Source organism: Pedobacter frigoris, assembly GCF_032678645.1.
In the GTDB taxonomy this organism is placed as follows: Bacteria; Bacteroidota; Bacteroidia; order Sphingobacteriales; family Sphingobacteriaceae; genus Pedobacter; species Pedobacter frigoris_A.
Genome location: NZ_JAVTSP010000001.1, coordinates 448,009 through 467,574, shown reverse-complemented (window position 1 = coordinate 467,574; position 19,566 = coordinate 448,009). Strand labels below are relative to the sequence as shown.

The window sequence follows — 19,566 nt, the reverse complement described above, 5'->3', positions numbered from 1 at the left end:
TTGAACTGATGAAGATACAAATTATTAATGGCCCAAATTTAAACCTTTTAGGCGTACGTGAACCCGGAATTTACGGAAATCAGGGTTTTGATGAATATATCAAAGAATTGAGAGCGATGTACAGCATCCTGGAAATTGATTATTTCCAGAGCAATGTGGAGGGTGAACTGATCAATAAACTGCATGAAGTAGGGTTCACTTATGATGGCATTGTGATTAATGCAGGCGGATACACACATACTTCTGTGGCGATTGCTGACGCAATTGCTGCTATCAAAACACCTGTTATTGAAGTTCACATTTCCAATATATATGCACGTGAAGAATACAGACATGTATCACTAACGGGTAAGAACTGCAAAGGTGTACTGACCGGATTTGGAATGGATGGTTACAGATTGGCTATTGAAAGTTTATTAAAACAGCAGTCATGATCAAAAAAAGTACACTGATACTTGCGCTAAGCGCCATGGGTTTTGGTGCTTTCGCACAGACGGAAGTCACTGAAAAAGAGATCAAAGATCATATTCAGTTCCTTGCCTCACCTTCAATGAAAGGTAGATTCCCGGGAACCAAAGAGAATAAAAAGACCGTAGACTACTTAATCAAAAACTTTAAGAAATCAGGTATAAAACCCTATGGTAAAAGTTATTTGCAGGAGTTTACCGCTAAAATAAGGGTAAAGAAAGGAGTAACTGATACACCTTATGCAAATACTCAGAACGTGATCGGTTATATCGAGGGTACTGACCCAGTTTTAAAAAATGAATTTATCGTACTGGGCGCTCACTATGACCATCTTGGAATGGGAGGTGCTTCTTCTAAGAAACCGGACACGGTGGGCATTCATTTGGGTGCCGATGACAACGCGAGCGGAACAGCGGCATTAATGGAAATCGGCGAAATGCTTGCTGCTAATAAGGATTTGAAACGCAGTGTGCTGCTGATTGCTTTTGGAGCAGAGGAGCAAGGTTTACTTGGTTCCAGATACTTTACAGAGCATCCTGTTATCCCTTTGGAATCTATAAAACTGATGCTGAACATGGATATGGTGGGACGCATGAACGCTGAGAAGCATTTATACATGGGTGGTGCAGCGTCATTTGATGGTGGTATGGAACTGATGAAAAGCCTGGGACCGGTTGTTGGTATTAATCCGATTGTAATTGCTTACGATGTAGGCGGATCAGATCACGTTTCGTTTTACAAAAAGAACATTTCTGTACTTGGATTTCATACAGGCGGCCATCCGCAATACCATACACCTGAGGATAGCATTGACTTAATCAATGTTGCGGGCGAAAAAATGGTATGTGATTACATTTACAAAGCAATTGTAAGCGTGGCCAACAGGACAGCCCCGATATTATTTGTTCCGGAAAAGAAGAACTAGAATTTCAACTGGCTAAAGGACCTGATTTTCTTGATAAAGTACGCATAAACGATACTGGATGGGTATTGACCGGTATGCTTTGAAAAGCTGATCTGCTTTGCGGTTCTTTTCTTTGCATTAGTTGACAGGCTTTTCAGGAAGTGCCAGTGCGCCTTATTTACGGCAAAGGCAAAATCTGTTTTTCCTTGTACCAAAAAATGGATCCAGGCAATAAAATCAAGGCACATCCTGATAAATACCCTGGAGTATGCATCTGCTAGCGGCAGGTTTTTTTGCAGAATAATGAGGTTATTCCTAAAATTCAGATAGGTTTTATAAGGGTTGTTTGCATTTAAAGTACCACCACCGACGTGATAAACTTCGGCATCAGGACAGTAAACAATTTTATACCCCAGATTCTTTAAACGCCAGCAAAGGTCAATTTCCTCCATATGCGCAAAGAAATCAGGATCAAGGCCGCCAACTTCTTTCCATTGCTTGCTTTTGATGAACAGGGCAGCACCACTGGCCCAAAAAATCTCTCCGGCCTGATTGTATTGCTGGTGATCTGGTTCTACGGTATCGAATAACCTTCCTTTACAGAAAGGGAATCCATGAAGATCCAGGTAACCGCCGGCAGCACCCGCATATTCAAACTGGGTTTTGTCTTTTTGCCATTTGATCTTAGGCTGTGCTGCAGCGATCATTGGGTCGCTTTGCATCTGATCTATGACAGGCTGGATCCAGTTTTCCGGAACTTCTACATCAGAATTCAGCAACACATAATAATCGGCGTCTACCTGTTCCAATAATTTGCGGTATCCTTCAGCAAAACCATAATTATGGTCATTTTCTATTATTCGGATATTGGGGTAGTTTTCCCTGACAAAAGCAACAGAACCGTCTGTGGAGGCATTATCGCCAACAATCAACTGCAGGTTACCATATATAGATTTCACTACGCTTGGAAGGAATTTTTCAAGTAATGCATGTCCGTTCCAATTCAAAATCACTACTGCTACGCTTGGTTCCATTCTTCTATATTGGGTTTATGCTTCCATCTTCTGTGGCTCCACAGCCAGTACGGCGGATTTTCGTTAATTATTTTTTCAAGGAATGCAAATGTCATGTCAGTAATCTGATGTCCCTTTGTCTCTTTAGGGTTTTTGCAGATCAGCTCACAATCCAGTTCATAATACCCTCTTTTTATATATTTCATATTGAAATAGAGCACAGGACGGTTGGTCTGCAATGCAATCTTTTCTAAACCAGTTAGTACCGCTGTCGGTTGGTTTAGAAATTTAATCCAATACCTCGCCTCACTGCGTATCGGTGTCTGATCTCCGGCAAAGCAGAACATGGTAGCATCGTTTTTAGTAGCCACAAGTGCCCGGAGCGTTTGTTTCATCGGGATAAATGCATTTCCAAAACGGGTACGCAGGTTGTAAAACCAGTTGCTATATACTTCGTTATTAACAGGTTTGTAAATGACATAAGGTGTGGCAGAGAGCTTAACTCCGAGGGCAAGCATTCCCAGTTCCCAATTGCAATAATGGGCGCTGCATGCGAGTACGTTCTGTCCTTCAGCATAATACTTCTCGACCATTTCCAGGTTGTTGATTTTTACACGTTTATCCAGTTCGGACTTAGATATATTGGGCATTTTTATGACTTCGAATACTAGATCTGCCAAGTGTCTGTAAAACTGCTTCTCGATTCTAATGATCTCTTTAAGTGGTTTTTGCGGGAATGAACTGCTAAGGTTTTCACGAACTACCTGTCTGCGGTAGCGAAAAATATAATACACAAAATAATAACTTACTGTCGCGAAACCGTACAGGAGGGAGAGGGGGAGCAAAGACAAAAAGTTTAAAAAAAATATTCCTATATAAGAAAAGCTTTTTTTTATCATTATTTTGGCGAATTGAGAATGCAAACATAAATTATCAGATGCAAAGTTCAGCTATATTCCCACTTTTTTATCTTCCGCCAATCGGCTATTTTTCTGGTTTAAAAGACTTTGAGGGTAATTTTACCATAGAAAAAGAAGAGCATTTCCCCAAGCAAACTTACCGGAACAGGGCCAGAATATATTCACCAAATGGAATTTTGGACCTGATCGTGCCGGTAATTAAGGGTTCTAAGGTGCACACTAAGGTAAAAGATGTAAAGATCAGCAATGATTATAACTGGCAGCGACTCCATTGGAAGAGCCTGGAGAGCTGCTATCGCAATTCGGCTTATTTTGAATATTATGAAGATGAACTGGCTCATTTCTACAATACGAAGTTCGATTATCTTTTTGAGTATAATACCGAGCTGATGCAATGGATACTTAAACAATTGAAAAAAGAGACTTCATTACAGTACACCACTGAATATGAAACGGACATACCTCTGGAACTGGATTTCAGAAGCAAACTCCATTTTAAAAATACCGGGCCAGATATTGATTTCAAACCTTATTTTCAGGTATTTGACGATAGACATGGCTTTATACCAAACCTAAGTATAGTGGATTTGTTATTCAATCAGGGTCCGCAATCCAAATTATTTATCTGATTCTATGGCAAAGCATTCTAAATATAAACGGAAACACAAGCATTATTCTCTGCCTGAGGCAGGTTCCAGTCCGGGCCTTGTTTATATCGCTAAAGATGCATTAAAGCCTGTCATAAAAATCTATAAATATAATGCTGAATTCTATGAGGTTTCTGAACTCCATAATATAGAAGCAGTAAGAAATATCATCGCTGATAAACGATTTACCTATTGGATAGAGGTAAAGGGGTTTGATTCACGACAACTTTTTGAGACGCTCACCACTGATTTCAATGTCAATAAACTGATATTGGAAGACATCACGAGAACTTATCAGCGACCTAAAATGGAAGAGTATGATGGTTATGTTTTTGCCACCAGTCGCATGTTGTATTTTGATGAGGCGAAAAACATGGACAATATCCAGGTTTCTTTTATATTGATGGACAATGCTTTATTTACTTTCCAGGAAAACTATGAAGATTGCCTGGAGCCGATAAGAAACCGGCTTAAAGCAGGGAAGGGAAATATCCGGATTGCAGGTAGCAGTTACCTGATGTACGCATTGATGGACATCATCATCGACAGATATTTTGAGATATTGGGCCAGTGGGGTGAAGATCTGGATGCGATAGAAGATCGCTTGTTTGACAGTCCCGATAAAACTGTGATGTTTGATACTCAGGTGATAAAAAGAAACCTGATAGGGGTAAGAAAAGTGATCTGGCCTGAAAGGGATAAACTGAATGATATTTTGAGAAGCGACAGTCCGCTGATCACAGATCAAACAAAAATGTATATCAAGGATGCCTATGATCATTGTATCCAAATTATTGACATGGTGGAATCTTTAAAGGAACTTTCTGTGAGCAACATAGACATGTACTTGTCATTCATCAGCAACAGGATGAACGAGATCATGAAAGTGCTGACAATCATCTCATCTATATTTATTCCCCTGACATTTATCGCAGGTATTTACGGAATGAACTTTGCCATTGAAGACCCTGTTACAGGAAAAGTTCTGCCTAAAAACATGCCTGAATTATACCAGGAAAATGGGTATTTATACACAATGATCATAATGGGATTAATCGCTGTAGTACAAATCATATATTTCTGGCGTAAAGGATGGTTTAAATAGAACTGATTATTATTACCTTTAGCGTCGAATGCAGTCCTTCGAACTCGACAAGTCTGATGTATCTAAGATCAAGTTAGCCCTAACGGGTGATGATGAACAACTAAAAGTTATTCTTGAGGAATACCATGCCTCGGAAATAGCTATTTTATTTGAAAGTCTGACGAAAGAAGATAGACAGCGAATCATCAATTTATTGCCGGTTGAGGTTGCTTCTGAAGTAATCTCTGAGATGCACGAAGAGTCGCACCCTGAGGAACTTTTACTTCAGATGCATCCGGACAAACGGACCGAGATCGTAGAAGAACTGGATTATGATGATGCAACAGACATTATCTCTCAACTTGAAGAGCACGAACAAAAGGAAATTCTTGAAGACCTGAGTGAAGACGACGCTTCAAGTATTCGTAATCTACTGAGCTACCACGAAGAAACTGCGGGCGGTTTGATGAATACAGAATTCATCAGGATCAATCTGGACCTTACAAAAAAGGATGCAATTGATGAGATCATCAGGCAGAGCGAGGAAATAGAGGAATTCTATACCGTGTATGTTATCAATGATGATAATGTTTTTCAGGGTATAGTATCGTTAAAAGACATCATTAAAGCTAAAGGAAACGTAAAGATTACGGAGCTTGTGAAGGCCGAGGTAGCCTGGGTACATCCGGATACGGATCAGGAAGAAGTTGCCAAACTCATCTCTCAATATAACATTACCAGTATCCCGGTACTCGATAACGATATGAAATTGCTTGGTCGGGTTACTTTTGATGACGTTATTGACGTTCTTGAAGATGAAAATACTGAGGACATCCTGAAGATTTCCGGGGTATCGGAAGATGAGGAACTGAGCGGTAACTGGGTTGAAGCTGTCAAGTCCCGCCTACCATGGCTGGTCTTGAACCTGGGCACTGCTTTTTTGGCATCAGGTGTTGTGCGTCATTTTGAACCTACAATTGAAAAAATAGCTGTTCTTTCTGCATACATGACTATTATTGCCGGTATGGGTGGTAATGCAGCAACCCAGGCGTTGGCGGTAACGGTAAGAAGGATCTCTCTGTACGACCTTACTGACAATCAGGCTTATCGTACAGTATTGAAAGAATTTACAGTAGGATTAATTAACGGAGCCGTTACGGGCTTAATTGTATTCTTATTTGCACTATTTTTTGACAGCAACCCTTTGCTCGGAGTCGTGATCTTTCTGGCCATGACCGGCAATTTATTGATTGCAGGGGTAACCGGAGCTGGTATTCCATTGGTCTTAAAGCGTGTCGGAATTGACCCGGCCATTGCTTCTTCAATTATTATTACAACATTTACAGATGTTTTTGGATTTTTGCTGCTGCTAGGCTTAGCAAGCAAACTTTTATTATAACTTATTAAATACATATGCAACCAACTAAACACAATTGGACTAAAGAGGAAATATCAGAAATATATAATAGACCATTTTTGGACCTGGTTTATGAAGCCGCAACTATACACCGTGAAAACAAGGATTACAATGAGGTTCAGGTTAGTTCGTTAATCTCCATTAAAACAGGAGGTTGTGCAGAAGATTGTTCATACTGTCCTCAGGCTGCACGTTACCATACTGATCTTGAAGTACAGCCGTTAATGCAGGTTGGACAGGTAGTGAGTGCAGCAGTAAAGGCGAAGGAGGGAGGTGCATCTCGTTTGTGTATGGGCGCTGCATGGCGCGAAGTGCGCGACAATCGTGACTTTGACCGGGTCATCGAAATGGTAAAAGCTGTTAACGATATGGATATGGAAGTTTGCTGCACTTTAGGAATGCTTACTGAAAATCAGGCACAAAGACTAGCTGATGCTGGTTTATATGCTTATAACCATAACATCGATACTTCGGAAGATGATTATAAAAGGATCATCTCGACACGTACTTATGACGACCGCTTAAATACGATAAAAAATGTGCGTAAAGCAAAGTTAACTGTTTGTAGTGGTGGAATTATTGGTTTAGGGGAAACGGTAGAAGATAGGGTGTCTATGTTACAGACGCTGGCGAATATGGCCGTTCATCCTGAATCTGTTCCGGTGAATGCACTGGTTCCTGTAAAAGGTACACCTTTAGAAGATCAGCCCCGTGTTCCAATTTGGGATATGGTCAGGATGATTGCTACTGCACGCATTGTAATGCCAAATTCAGTTGTTCGTTTGTCTGCAGGAAGAAATGAAATGAGTACACTTGAACAAGCATTTTGCTTTATGGCCGGGGCAAGTTCTATTTTTGCCGGAGATAAATTACTGACTACTCCAAATCCTGCTTTTATAGATGACATGGCCATGTTTGAACTGCTTGGGCTAAAAACCCGAGATGCCTTCAAAAACGGCAGACCATCAAATACGCTTTCTCAAAAAGAAGAGGCTACTGTATAATTTATTTAAAAAAAAAGCCCCCCGATGAATTATGCTCATCGGGGGGCTTTTTACATTGTTTTAAATTGCGATCACACGAGTCTCGATGTTTCCTTTTGTAGCTTTTGAATATGGACATGCTCTGTTGGCCTTATCAGCCAAATGCTGAGCTTCTTCAGTTGTTATGCCAGGTATGTGAACATCCAGATCTGCAGATAAAGCAAAGGCATTTCCATCTTTGTTGAAAGATACGTGTACTTCAACAGTCGCTTCCGTAACATCTACACCATCATGTTGAGCTACTGATCCCAGTGCTCCCAGATAACAAGCACCCCAGGCGGCTGCGAATAATTGCTCAGGGTTGGTTGCACCGCCCTGACCACCCATTTCTTTTGGTTTCCTTAAATTAAGATCCAGTATTCCGTCGTTTGACTTGATATGACCATCGCGACCGCCGTTAGCGATCACTGAGGCTGTATACAGTTTTTCCATAATATAATGATGTTATAATATTTATACAGAACAACGCATACAGCGTTAAAGTTTTTATATTTTGATCTTTTCAGACAGTTTGTAAATGTCGTATGCAACTTTCTGAATGAGATCAAACTGCTCTCCTATGATAATTTCATCCGATTGATTACTGCTGGTATCGTTCATATTACGGCGTATAAGCGGAACATTACTTATCAAGCCCGTATTATTCTTAAGCATGTCTCCCGACAGATTCATTAAATAGATTGTATTCTGAACTATCGGTTTTAATTCATCAAAATTTGAGAATACAAATTCATGCTCCTTATTGTAAAGTGAAAGTGTGGCGATGTAAGAAGATAATAAATGATTTAAGGCTGTAAATTGATGAAGTTCAGTCATCAATATCTGCTTACTCTTTGGTTCCGAGAACATTCGTTGGAAAAGAGAGGCGAGGTTGGCCGTTGTTACATAAACTTCCTTTCTTGCTACTTTGTAATTGGTGAAGTCAGTTACAGGTTCTACGTAAAGAAACGTCACCTGTTCAAAGTAATTCATATTCGCTTTTAATGTATCCAGCATAGCTTCCTTGAGCTTTTCATGCTCCCAGTTGGGGAATAATGAATAACTAGCCAGCAAAGCAATTCCTGAGCCAATAAGCGTATCGTAAATTCTCTCTCTGGCTACAGACAAACCACCCATACCCAGGAAATCAAACAACACCAAAATATAAGGTGTCATAAAAAGAACACTAACCACATAGTTTTTACGCTGGAAGCTATAGCTACCAACCATACAGATTAACAAAATTATAAACAGTGCGTGCTTGTCTTGAATATACATCAATATACCCATCCCTATAAATGCACCTATAACAGTACCAATCAAACGTTCATAATTTCTTTGTTTTGCCAGACTAAAGCCTGGTTTCGAGATCACCAGAATTGTCAATAGAATCCAGTAACTATGGGAGAAATTCAGCGTCTTCGCAACGACAAAGCCAATCAGCATTACGATGGCAACCCTTAGTGAATGTCTGAAAGTAGCGGAACTGAATGTTAAATTTTCAGATAAAAGTTTAAGATCTATGCTTTGCCTGGTCACAAATTTCTCTACGTCTATTTTACGGGGTTGCAGATTTTTCTTCTCTGTTTTGTTAAAATATCCTTTAATCGTTTTAACTCTTGATAGAATGTTCTCAATATTTACTTCAATATTTTTTAATGCAATGATTCCGAGAGTATTATACTTACCATCTGTATTATTTTTCTCTAATTCGGTAATTTCTAACTTCAGTTTTGCTACATCATCAATCAAAGAAGTTGGTAGGCTAGGGGTGCCCCCGGTTTTTAGCGAAAACGCTATATCCTCCAATTCATCAGCTATTTTTATGATAACGGATTCATAATGGGACAAAATACCAGAAGAATCAAACTGCTCGTGCAATTGTTTGTAATTGTAATAAGTAGACATGACCTGTTCAAACAGATCAACCATATCTACAAAAACAAGCAGAAGAAATCTCCCTTCAGGTGTCGATTCTCTTACAATTTCCCTCGTTCTGAATAAAACCTCCCTTACAGCATCCTGTTTTTCGTGTACCAACACCTGCAGCTGCAACAACTCAGCATAATTATCGTCGTAATCTATATTTTGATGGTAAAATTTAGCTTTTGCTTTTAAAAAATCGCTAACCTCATGTATAGAATCGCTCAATATCTGCTGAACGAGACGATATGGTCTGATTCTATAGAAAAAATAGCTCAACAGGGTATACCAGACACTTCCGATAAAGATGAGAAGGGAATAAAATAAAACTTCATTCCATGGCCTGATGTCGTCTATACTTAAAACCATAATCAGTAATGTCGCCGTACCGATAGATGCCGCTCTAAGGCCATACAGGAAAAACATGGAGAATATAAAGCTGCACACGACAAGCAGAATTCCTGTAAAATAGACATTACTATTAGTCAGACCGACGACTACTGAAATTAATGTGATGAGGCTCATTGTGATCAGCATCGCATTTCGACGATGAACTATGGGGCCTGGAGTATCTACAACACTTACGCACAATGCGCCCAATGACAAAGTCATGCCGTACTGAAGCATCCCAAATTGCGCAAGAATTAAAGAAGGACAAAGTACACCCAAAGTAATCCTCAAACCATCAGCGAAATATGTGCTGAGCAGAAAATCATGAATACTTCTTATCGGGCGATTAATCATCATACAAATTTAGCGTTACTGTTAGCAGATTTTGCTATGATTTCAAAAATTAAACCAATAGCTGAGATTATTGCAAAATAATCAAACAAAAAGATGATATCAATAGTTAGTTATAAAAGAAACAATAACCAAGGTAGCAGAATAACAGTGTCTTATAATTAATATTATGTTAAGTATATTCTTCCTTAAACTACCCCTATGTGCTTTTGAAGGTGTTGACCTAAAATTCTTCCAATTTGGATTTTAATTCCTGAACCTTATCCAGTTTATTCTTCCTGGTGTAAATATCAATAAGCAACTGAACAGTTGGCTTATCATTCTGATTGATTTCATGAGCTTGCAACAATGCAATTTCAGCTCTGTTTATAAATGACGAAAATTTTTGACTACCGTCTTTACCTGATTTTAAAGCCTCATTTGCTGAATCTACATACGCCAGGCCTAACTGGTAAATTGCATCGAAATAATTTTCATCAATATTTAAGGCTTTGATGTATGATAATGCTGCTGTATTATAGTTTCCACTATTCTGATAAAGATATCCATACAGGAAATAAAGTAATTTATTGTTTTTATCGACTTTAAGTGTAGATTCTATAACATGAGTGGCGTCTGTATATCTTTCATTATCTAATAATAAATTGATATAAGCATTTGTTAGATTTATATCATCTCCATTGAGTTTTAATCCATCTTCTATTGTTTTTATCGCAAGATCATGGTCGAATTTAGACGTATAAATATTTGCAAGATTCTGGAAAACTACTGGGTCCTTTATTCCGGCCTCCTTTGCTCTTTTAAAATATTCAAGAGCCTTATCAAAGTTTCTTATGTTTTGTGCTGCAATAGCAGTATTAACAGCTAAAGTTGTGTCTTTTGGGAAAAAGTCACTCACTTCTTTTAGTGAATTAAAAGCAGTTGCAAAATCATTGTTTTTAAAAGCAGAATTTGCTTTATCCTGTTTTTTGATATTAATATTGTATACCGATGCGTATATTAAACGTGTGTTTGCCTGAAATTTATCTATTCTTCTAGCAGAATCTATAGCGGCAATTGCAAGCCCATAATATTTGTCTGAGTTCCCTTCGTCTGAATCTATAATTGAAATGTAGGAACTAAGGTATGCTTTTATAGCCCAGGTCTCCGGCCATTTTTTGGTCTTCTTGTCATTTTGAGCGGTTTCAATAGCTTTAAGCCCCTCTCCTAGTATTGACAATTGTTTTTTAACGTCCTGTTTATTGGTAATTGCAAATTGTAATTTACCGATGCTATTCCGTGCAATCTGCAATTGGCTTTTTTGAGAGAAAGCCACATTGCAACATATTAATACTAAAAATGCACTACCGAAAAAAGATATCTTACTCATGTATACAAACTTAAAAAAAAAGAGGGATAAAATATCCCTCTTTTCAATTCTATTAAGTGACTTTTTATTTCTGGATTTCTTCCAGTTTTTTCTTCGTCGCTTCAAAATTCACTTTATCTTCTTTAAAGCCATAGATAATTTTTAGGTTTTCTAAAGCATTAACATTTTTAGGATCAATTTCTAAAGCTGCTTTGTAATATGGAATAGACTGATCAATAAATTTGGTCATTTTTACACCTAACTCATTGAATTCCTTTGTTTTCTTAGCATCTAAAGCATTTCTTTGGTTTTGAACAGCTAAAGCTTGCTTATAATAAGTATCCCCCATTAAATACTGATAAGTTGCATTTTTTGGATCCTTTTGAATCAACTTAGTCAGCATTTCCTGCGATTTCTGGATGTCTCCTCTTTTAATATAAATATCAGTCTCAAGACCAATGAAATATGGATTTTCAGGGAATTTTGCGCCTGCTTCCTGTAGTAAAGCCAATCCTGCAACACTATCTTTCATTTTATCAAAAGTAATACTTACAATCTCTGAATAAAGAATTGAAGCATCTTTGTAACCAAGATCAATAGCTTTTTTAAAATTACTAACTACTTCAGGGTAGTTCTGTATTTCCTTTGCCACAACACCTGTATTTACGTACATGCCTGTATCCTTAGGGTTTTTCTTTGTAATTTCCTTAAAAGCATCGAAAGCTGTAGCAAAATCTTTTCTTTGGTATGCAAATATACCCCTATTTCTGATCGCATTATCAACATTAAGTTCAGCATCCTGGATGTTCGCCTTTTCAGCTCCTTTAGTATCCAGAGTTTTAGCTTGTGCTATCGCCTCTTCAGCTATTTTCTGATTCGCTATAGAATTTTTAACATCCAATGAGTCTACCAAAGAAATCCTTGAAGAGAACAATGCCCTGTAAGACCACGCCTCTGGCATAACTTTAGATTTCTCATTTACAATAGCTTTATCTGTATGAGCTAAACCATCGTTTAGCTCTTTTAAGTTCTCAGCTAATGTTTTGGCTTTGCTTATGCCTAGTAGTCCCCAGGCATTCTTAGCTGCCGTGACTTCACTCTTTTGAGCATTTGCAAGTGAAGCAACACCTACAAATAATACACTTAAAAGTATCTTTTTCATTTTACTTATTATAGATTAAACAATTATTTTTCTTTTTCTTCTTCAGGTCCTTCTTCTTCCTCGTCGTCTCCGCTTGTTTCCTCAATTTCGTCTGTAGTATCAATTTCCAATTCTTCTCCGTCAGCTACTACATGGCTTTCAACAACCTCATCTCCTTCAACTTCTTCCTCCTCATGTTCTATTCTGGCCACAGAAGCAATTTCATCATTACCTTTCAAATTGATCAAACGAACTCCCTGAGTTGCTCTTCCCATTACTCTAAGCTCGCTAACCACGATCCTGATTACAATACCTGATTTGTTGATGATCATCAAGTCATCCGCATCAGTAACATTTTTAATGGCAACAAGGTTTCCGGTTTTTTCAGTGATATTAATTGTTTTAACACCTTTACCACCTCTGTTAGTAACGCGGTAATCTTCTATATCAGTACGTTTTCCGTAACCTTTTTCTGAAACCACAAGTACCGTTGCTCCCGGATCATCCACAGCAATCATGCCAACTACCTCATCTTTGTCATGCGCAAGGGTTACACCACGTACACCAGTCGCAGTTCTTCCCATAGGTCTAACTTTCTCTTCATTGAAGCGAATAGCTCTTCCTGAGCGTAATGCCATTACAATTTCGCTTGAACCAGTTGTTAAACTTGCTTCTAGTAATTGATCACCCTCATTAATATTAATTGCATTGATACCGTTTACCCTAGGTCTTGAATATGCCTCCAAAGAAGTTTTCTTGATTGTTCCTTTTTTGGTACACATGATGATGTAGTTATTTTCAAGGTATTCCTGATCTTTAAGGTTTTTAACCTTAATGAAGGCCTTTATTTTCTCTTCTTTCGGTATATTGATGATATTTTGGATTGCTCTTCCTTTACTCAAGCGGCTTCCTTCAGGAATTTCATATACCCTCAACCAGAAACAACGTCCTGCCTCTGTAAAGAATAGCATATAGTTATGATTAGAAGCAATCAATAAGTGTTCAATGAAATCTTCATTTCTCGAATCACTTCCTTTAGATCCTTTACCACCTCTGCCTTGCGTACGGTATTCTGTAGCCGGAGTACGTTTGATATATCCTTCGTGAGAAATGGTGATTACCACTTCTTCATCTTCGATAAAGTCTTCCATACTCATGTCTTCTGCTGAGTGTACGATTTGAGTTCTGCGCTCATCACCGTACTTTTCTCTCATCTCAGTCAATTCGTCTTTGATGATCTGCATACGTTTACCTTCATCATCTAAGATAGACTGTAAATATTCGATGGTTTTCATCAATTCATTGTACTCATCTTTGATCTTATCACGTTCCAGACCTGTCAACCTGCGGAGCGTCATATCAAGGATAGCTCTTGCCTGAATATCAGACAAGCCAAATTTCTCCATTAAACCAGTTCTCGCTTCTTCAGGAGTATCAGAATTACGGATTAATTTAATTACTTCATCAAGATGATCAAGCGCAATAAGTAAGCCTTCTAATATATGTGCACGTTTTTGAGCCTCAGCAAGTTCAAATTTAGTTCTGCGGACAACAACCTCATGTCTATGCTCTACAAAGTAACGGATCAGGTCCTTCAGATTCAGCAATTGCGGACGGCCATTTACTAATGCAATATTATTTACACTAAATGAGGTCTGTAAAGCAGTCTGTTTAAACAGGTTATTTAAGACTATAGAAGCATTAGCATCACGTTTGATCTCATATACAATACGAATACCGTCTTTATTAGACTCATCCTTAATATTTGAAATACCTTCGATTTTTTTCTCCCCAACAAGTTCAGCAGTACGTTCAATCATCATTGCTTTATTTACCTGGTAGGGTATTTCTGTTACAATGATGGTTTCACGATCTCTGGTTGCTTCAATTTCGGCTTTTGCACGCATCACAATACGTCCTCTACCTGTTTCAAATGCCTCCTGAACACCTGTGTAGCCATAAATAATGGCACCCGTAGGAAAATCTGGCGCCTTAATGTGCTTCATCAATTCAGCAATAGTTACTTCATTGTTGTCAATATAAGCAATTGTTGCATTAATGGTCTCTGTAAGGTTATGAGGAGGCATATTCGTTGCCATACCTACTGCAATACCAGACGAACCATTAATCAGCAAATTAGGAACTTTTGAAGGAAGAACAGTAGGTTCTTCCAATGAATCATCAAAGTTCAGTTGGAAATCAACCGTATCTTTGTTGATGTCAGCAAGCATCTCTTCAGCGATCTTTTGGAAACGAGCCTCTGTATAACGCATTGCTGCGGGTGAATCACCATCGATTGATCCGTAGTTTCCTTGCCCTTCGACCATCAGATAACGTAAGCTCCAATCCTGAGCCATCCTCACCATGGTATTGTATACAGATGCATCACCATGAGGGTGATACTTACCCAGTACCTCTCCTACAATACGCGCTGACTTTTTATATGGTTTATTGTTTGACAATCCCAAATCAAGCATTCCGTATAACACACGGCGGTGTACCGGTTTTAATCCATCACGTACATCAGGTAAAGCCCTTGATACGATAACCGACATCGAATAATCGATGTAGGCGGATCTCATTTGCTCGTCAATATCGATTCTAATTATTTTGTCGTTTTCTTGATTTTCTAAATCTTCTGCCATAAATATTAATGTTCCTTAAGAACGATTTAAATGTGGTATTCTTATAACCTTGCGAATCTAATAAAAAATGCGCCATTACGGCGCATTGTGGAAAAATTTTAACCTATAAATTTAGGGGGAAATTTAGCCTCTTAAGCCCATTCAATCCCCTTTTTTAACTTACTTAATGTAAATGCTTCAGCACTGCCCTCAATGGGCTTATGGTTATAAACCCATTTTGCCATTGGCGGCAAACTCATCAGAATAGATTCGATTCTTCCGTTAGTTTCCAAACCAAATTTAGTACCTGCATCATACACCAGATTGAATTCAGCATACCTACTTCTACGCAGATATTGCCACTCTTGCTGACGCTCTGTAAATTCTGCATCTCTATTTCTATCAATGAGTTCCGTATACGCCGGGATGAACGTATTGCCTATAGCAACTGAAAAATCCAACAGCTGATCAAATGAAAGTCCCGTATTTTCAGGTTTCAATCTGTCATAGAAAATACCGCCAACACCACGTGTTTCTTCCCGATGTTTGATGTAAAAATAATCATCCGCATGCGTTTTAAATTTAGGATAAAACGATGCATCAAAAGCGTCACAAGTCTGCTTTAACAAGTGATGAAAATATCTCGCATCTGTGTCAATTACATAATGGGGCGTCAAATCTATACCGCCACCAAACCAACGGGTTTGATCATCCATTTCGAAATACCGGATATTCATGTGAATGATCGGTACGAAAGGATTATTGGGATGCATTACTATGGAGACACCTGTTGCAAAAAAATCATCACTTTCCACTTTAAATGCCTTTTTTATAGCATCCGGAAGCTTTCCGTGAACAGCAGAAAAATTTACGCCTCCCTTTTCTATCACATTTCCATGCTGCATGATGCGGGTACGACCACCACCTCCACCATCTCTGCTCCACAATTCTTCTTCAAATTTGGCTTTGCCGTCTGCAAGTTCCAGACTTTTACAAATTTCATCCTGAATTCGTTGGTATGCCGCTACTACTCGATCTTTAAACACCATTTCGTTAAAACTATCTCCAAAGTTAACCTTAATAAAAAGGCATTAAGCTTAAAAATTGCAGATAGTACATTTTTTTGACACTATTCCTCTATAAAATTAAGATCACGGCCATAGGTTTCATCCAGGTTATACAAAGCAATATAAGCCAGCCCTACAGTCAATACCGCAATACACAACGCAGCGTTGATAATACCCATCTTACTCAGCAAAAACTGAAAAAGAATGGTTACCAATATTAATGAACCTCTTACCATGTTAGGAACACTTGTGGTTACAGTCGCACGCAGGTTCGTACCAAACTGTTCAGCAGATATGGTCACAAACACTACCCAATACCCTGTAAACAATCCGAAAAACACACATAGGGTATAGAATCCGTTTGCCGTCCAGCCGGTATTCAACAAATAAACCAGCATGGCACAAAACGTCAGGGTGATAAATATAAAAACGATCTTTTTTCTGGTCTTGAAGATCTGGCTTAACGCACCGCTCAGAAAATCTCCCAGGGAAATCCCGATGTAGGTAAACATCACACCCTTACCGTTATCCAAAACATCTACTGCATGTAACGCTTTACCAAATTCCGGGGCTATACCTACAAGTATTCCCACCACAAACCACAATGGAACAGCAATCAGAATACAATTCAAATATTTAAAGAAACGCTTTTTGTTGGAAAACAACATCAAAAAATTTCCCTTTACCACGTCCTTTTTCGACATGTTTTCAAACAATCCGGATTCAAAAACACCAAAACGTAATAGTAATAAAATGATACCTAAGCCCCCACCTACAAAAAACGCAGTCCGCCACTCAAATAAATCACCAACGATATACGCTGCAACCGCCCCCATCAACCCTATTCCTGCAACTAGCATAGTACCATAACCTCTTTTTTCCTTACTCATGCTTTCACTAACCAAAGTAATACCTGCGCCGAGCTCACCTGCCAATCCAATACCGGCAATAAACCTCAATGCAGCATACATAGGTATACTTGTCACAAATCCATTAGCGATATTGGCAATAGAGTACATGATGATAGAACCAAAGAGTACAGATAGTCTGCCCTTTTTATCACCAAGAATCCCCCAGAAGATACCCCCAATTAACAAACCGGCCATCTGCCAGTTCATCAGGCTAAGACCAGTCTCCGTTATTTTATCAGCCGGGACTCCCAGTCCCGAAAGGCTTTTGTTTTTAATAATGAGGAATAGCAGCAGATCATAAATATCTACAAAATAGCCTAGTGCGGCTACAAGAATTAAAAAGAACACATTTCTTTTTTTCTCAGCTTCGGTCATAAAATATTTGTTTGGTTGATGAAAGTACAAACAATTTCATTGAGGAGAAAAAAATTTCAATAAAAAACGCGCATCGTACAATCCAGTACGTGCGCGTTCATTTAACCTTATTTACTATTACCTTGGTTTCACTGTTGTGTCTGGTGGCATCACCTTGGTTGTATCCACCACTTTAGTGGTATCTATTGGTGTCATCGTTGTATCTACAGTTGTGCTGTCCGTAGTACCCGATACATTTTTTGTAGAATTGCATGCTGATGTGGTTATGATTAATGAACCTGCAAAAGCAAGACTTAAAATTAATTTTTTCATAGGGCTGTGTTTTAATTGATTATGAAATTTTCATAGCTTCAATTATTCAACAAAGACGCGGACTGAAAGTTTTAAAAAAATTAATTTGTCTTTATTGATGCATTTTCAGTTTGTCTAAAAGCTCGGCAGAAATGTTCTCTGCATATGCACCATAAGCGTCAATAAGTACACCTTTCAGATTACCAACCTGAGAAGATATGGCATAAATTACAGCACTGTCGTCCGGGTCATTCATTCCTTCGAACCTGTAAAACTCATCAATTTCAAATTCCTCCGGCATCAGCTGAATGTCTATGGCCTTACATTCAATAAAATCCTCAGTTAAGGTAAAATCATATTCGTAGCCGCGTTCTTCAAGACCCGCGACTGCAGCCGTAAGTGTGTCATATATATACATATCCTAATTTAATGAAAAATTACTTTATGTTCATATTTAAAATTTCATAGTTCAATAAACTTTCTGATATTTAAGCATCATGGTTGTATCAGAGAAAACCCTTAAGTGGGGCTTGTGTTTATATCCCCCTCTATTGTTTCAGCGCATTTGGATAAAAAGATTCCATAAGGGATTCAGGGGTGTCGATGTTAAAATCGCCAAAAGCCTGTTCAACAAAAACTACAACGGTTCCATATTCGGAGGAACAATCTATGCTGCAACAGATCCATTTTATGCCATACTATTTGATCAGCTGCTGCAAAGGCAAGGTTTCAAAGTGCGTGTATGGCTTAAAAGCGCTTCAATCCAATACTTAAAACCAGGCCGGAGTAACCTATATTTTACTGTAGTAATTACCGACGATATGCTAAATGAAGCGGTTGAAGCGTTAAATACTACAGGAAAGTTTGTAAAAGCCTATCCCATGGAAATTACAAATGGCGCAGGCGAGTTGTGTGCTACAGTAATGAATGAGGTTTATGTCAGAAATCTACACCAGGGAGAAGAATCGCGCATCGCTTATTAACGCTTTAAAATCCGCAAAATGAATATCAGGAAACTAATTTTACAGGGAGAAGGTACCACACTGGATTTTAAGAAAACCATCACCAGCAATGAAAAAATAGCTAAAAGCTTAGTTGCTTTTGCAAATAATAAAGGCGGACAATTACTCATTGGCGTAGCAGACGACGGCTCTATCAAGGGTGTAAAATCTGAGGATGAAGAACGCTATATGATCACAAAATCTGCTCATCAATTCTGCAAACCTGCTATAGAACCCGAGTTTGAAGAGATTTATGTTGATGATAAACTGGTATTGGTGGTCAGCATCGCCCCTAGTGATACGAAGCCGCATTACGCTCTTGATGAAAATAAGAAATGGTGGGTGTATTACAGGGTAAAAGACAAAAGCATACTGGCGAGTAAAATATTGATGGATGTCATCAAAAAAGGCAACGATAAGAATGGGCAGCTCATCACCTACACTGATCAGGAAAAAAAGCTTTTTGAATATCTTGGCCAGCAGGGAAGAATTACTTTAAAAGAATTTAGTAAGCTGACCAGAAGTTCTTATAAACAAGCCCAGAAGATCCTGGTCAGTCTCATTATAAGCGGTGTAATCCGGCCCCATATTTCTGAAAAAGAGGAATACTTTACGACAGTTTAATGTAATATAATTTTACAAAACCTCTAATTCAGTATAAAAAACCCG

General features: G+C 38.5%; 19 protein-coding genes. 8 read left to right on the top strand and 11 right to left on the bottom strand.

All coding sequences use genetic code 11. From position 1 onward, the window contains the following. Nucleotides 1–8: 8 nt before the first annotated feature. The gene (aroQ, locus tag R2Q78_RS02065) at nucleotides 9–434 is read left to right on the top strand and encodes a type II 3-dehydroquinate dehydratase (RefSeq protein ID WP_316788414.1); all 426 of its coding nucleotides are present in this window, start codon (nucleotides 9–11) and stop codon (nucleotides 432–434) included. Further along, nucleotides 431–1,393: a M28 family peptidase gene (locus tag R2Q78_RS02060; RefSeq protein WP_316788413.1), complete on the top strand. Its 963-nt coding sequence runs from the start codon at nucleotides 431–433 to the stop codon at nucleotides 1,391–1,393. The genes aroQ and R2Q78_RS02060 overlap by 4 nt, the downstream gene beginning before the upstream one ends. Here R2Q78_RS02060 and R2Q78_RS02055 read toward each other — a convergent pair. Together R2Q78_RS02055 and R2Q78_RS02050 are read right to left on the bottom strand one after the other, a co-directional pair. Next, complete coding sequence (locus R2Q78_RS02055) at nucleotides 1,390–2,406, bottom strand: glycosyltransferase family 2 protein (RefSeq protein WP_316788411.1); 1,017 nt, start codon at nucleotides 2,404–2,406, stop codon at nucleotides 1,390–1,392. The two genes, R2Q78_RS02060 and R2Q78_RS02055, sit on opposite strands and share 4 nt — an antisense overlap. Next, entirely contained in the window at nucleotides 2,391–3,230 is an 840-nt protein-coding gene (locus tag R2Q78_RS02050; protein WP_316788410.1) for a lysophospholipid acyltransferase family protein, read from the bottom strand. Before R2Q78_RS02050 ends, R2Q78_RS02055 begins: the two co-directional genes overlap by 16 nt. Before the next feature lie 92 nt (nucleotides 3,231–3,322). Here R2Q78_RS02050 and R2Q78_RS02045 point away from each other — a divergent pair, with 92 nt between their 5' ends. Genes R2Q78_RS02045 through bioB form a run of 4 tightly spaced genes read left to right on the top strand, consistent with a single transcriptional unit; the run spans nucleotide 3,323 to nucleotide 7,457 of the window. Further along, on the top strand, nucleotides 3,323–3,934 hold the full coding sequence (locus tag R2Q78_RS02045) for a WbqC family protein (RefSeq protein WP_316788409.1): 612 nt from the start codon (nucleotides 3,323–3,325) through the stop codon (nucleotides 3,932–3,934). 4 nt (nucleotides 3,935–3,938) lie between these two features. Continuing rightward, nucleotides 3,939–5,057, top strand: a complete 1,119-nt coding sequence (gene corA / locus R2Q78_RS02040; protein ID WP_316788406.1) for a magnesium/cobalt transporter CorA — start codon at nucleotides 3,939–3,941, stop codon at nucleotides 5,055–5,057. Nucleotides 5,058–5,085: 28 nt separating this feature from the next. Next, nucleotides 5,086–6,435: a magnesium transporter gene (gene mgtE / locus R2Q78_RS02035; RefSeq protein ID WP_316788405.1), complete on the top strand. Its 1,350-nt coding sequence runs from the start codon at nucleotides 5,086–5,088 to the stop codon at nucleotides 6,433–6,435. 14 nt (nucleotides 6,436–6,449) lie between these two features. Continuing rightward, nucleotides 6,450–7,457 (top strand): biotin synthase BioB, encoded by a 1,008-nt coding sequence (gene bioB, locus R2Q78_RS02030; RefSeq protein WP_316788404.1) that lies wholly within the window; start codon nucleotides 6,450–6,452, stop codon nucleotides 7,455–7,457. Nucleotides 7,458–7,517: 60 nt separating this feature from the next. On the opposite strand, the gene R2Q78_RS02025 is transcribed toward bioB, so the two are convergent. The 9 genes from R2Q78_RS02025 to R2Q78_RS01985 all read right to left on the bottom strand — a co-directional run bounded on the left by R2Q78_RS02025 (nucleotide 7,518) and on the right by R2Q78_RS01985 (nucleotide 18,314). Further along, complete coding sequence (locus R2Q78_RS02025) at nucleotides 7,518–7,928, bottom strand: organic hydroperoxide resistance protein (RefSeq protein ID WP_316788402.1); 411 nt, start codon at nucleotides 7,926–7,928, stop codon at nucleotides 7,518–7,520. A gap of 54 nt (nucleotides 7,929–7,982) precedes the next feature. Beyond that, nucleotides 7,983–10,145, bottom strand: coding sequence for an FUSC family protein (locus R2Q78_RS02020; protein ID WP_316788400.1), 2,163 nt, complete (start codon nucleotides 10,143–10,145; stop codon nucleotides 7,983–7,985). Nucleotides 10,146–10,362: 217 nt separating this feature from the next. Next, nucleotides 10,363–11,508, bottom strand: coding sequence for a tetratricopeptide repeat protein (locus tag R2Q78_RS02015; protein WP_316788399.1), 1,146 nt, complete (start codon nucleotides 11,506–11,508; stop codon nucleotides 10,363–10,365). Between the two features lie 64 nt (nucleotides 11,509–11,572). Further along, nucleotides 11,573–12,649 carry a tetratricopeptide repeat protein gene (locus R2Q78_RS02010; RefSeq protein WP_316788397.1) on the bottom strand — a complete coding sequence of 359 codons (1,077 nt, stop codon included), beginning with the start codon at nucleotides 12,647–12,649 and terminating at the stop codon, nucleotides 11,573–11,575. 23 nt (nucleotides 12,650–12,672) lie between these two features. Then, on the bottom strand, nucleotides 12,673–15,273 hold the full coding sequence (gene gyrA / locus R2Q78_RS02005; protein WP_316788395.1) for a DNA gyrase subunit A: 2,601 nt from the start codon (nucleotides 15,271–15,273) through the stop codon (nucleotides 12,673–12,675). 131 nt (nucleotides 15,274–15,404) lie between these two features. After that, nucleotides 15,405–16,301 carry an oxygen-dependent coproporphyrinogen oxidase gene (gene hemF / locus R2Q78_RS02000; RefSeq protein WP_316788394.1) on the bottom strand — a complete coding sequence of 299 codons (897 nt, stop codon included), beginning with the start codon at nucleotides 16,299–16,301 and terminating at the stop codon, nucleotides 15,405–15,407. Nucleotides 16,302–16,381: 80 nt separating this feature from the next. Then, the gene (locus tag R2Q78_RS01995) at nucleotides 16,382–17,605 is read right to left on the bottom strand and encodes an MFS transporter (RefSeq protein WP_316788391.1); all 1,224 of its coding nucleotides are present in this window, start codon (nucleotides 17,603–17,605) and stop codon (nucleotides 16,382–16,384) included. A gap of 117 nt (nucleotides 17,606–17,722) precedes the next feature. Then, entirely contained in the window at nucleotides 17,723–17,917 is a 195-nt protein-coding gene (locus tag R2Q78_RS01990) for a coproporphyrinogen III oxidase (protein WP_316788390.1), read from the bottom strand. A 91-nt stretch (nucleotides 17,918–18,008) separates the two neighbouring features. Then, nucleotides 18,009–18,314: a phosphoribosylpyrophosphate synthetase gene (locus tag R2Q78_RS01985; RefSeq protein WP_316788389.1), complete on the bottom strand. Its 306-nt coding sequence runs from the start codon at nucleotides 18,312–18,314 to the stop codon at nucleotides 18,009–18,011. A 79-nt stretch (nucleotides 18,315–18,393) separates the two neighbouring features. Here R2Q78_RS01985 and R2Q78_RS01980 point away from each other — a divergent pair, with 79 nt between their 5' ends. Together R2Q78_RS01980 and R2Q78_RS01975 are read left to right on the top strand one after the other, a co-directional pair. Continuing rightward, a complete protein-coding gene (locus R2Q78_RS01980) occupies nucleotides 18,394–18,879 on the top strand; it encodes a DUF4442 domain-containing protein (RefSeq protein ID WP_316788388.1) in 486 nt (161 codons plus the stop codon). 18 nt (nucleotides 18,880–18,897) lie between these two features. Next, complete coding sequence (locus R2Q78_RS01975; protein ID WP_316788386.1) at nucleotides 18,898–19,521, top strand: ATP-binding protein; 624 nt, start codon at nucleotides 18,898–18,900, stop codon at nucleotides 19,519–19,521. Nucleotides 19,522–19,566: the final 45 nt, after the last annotated feature.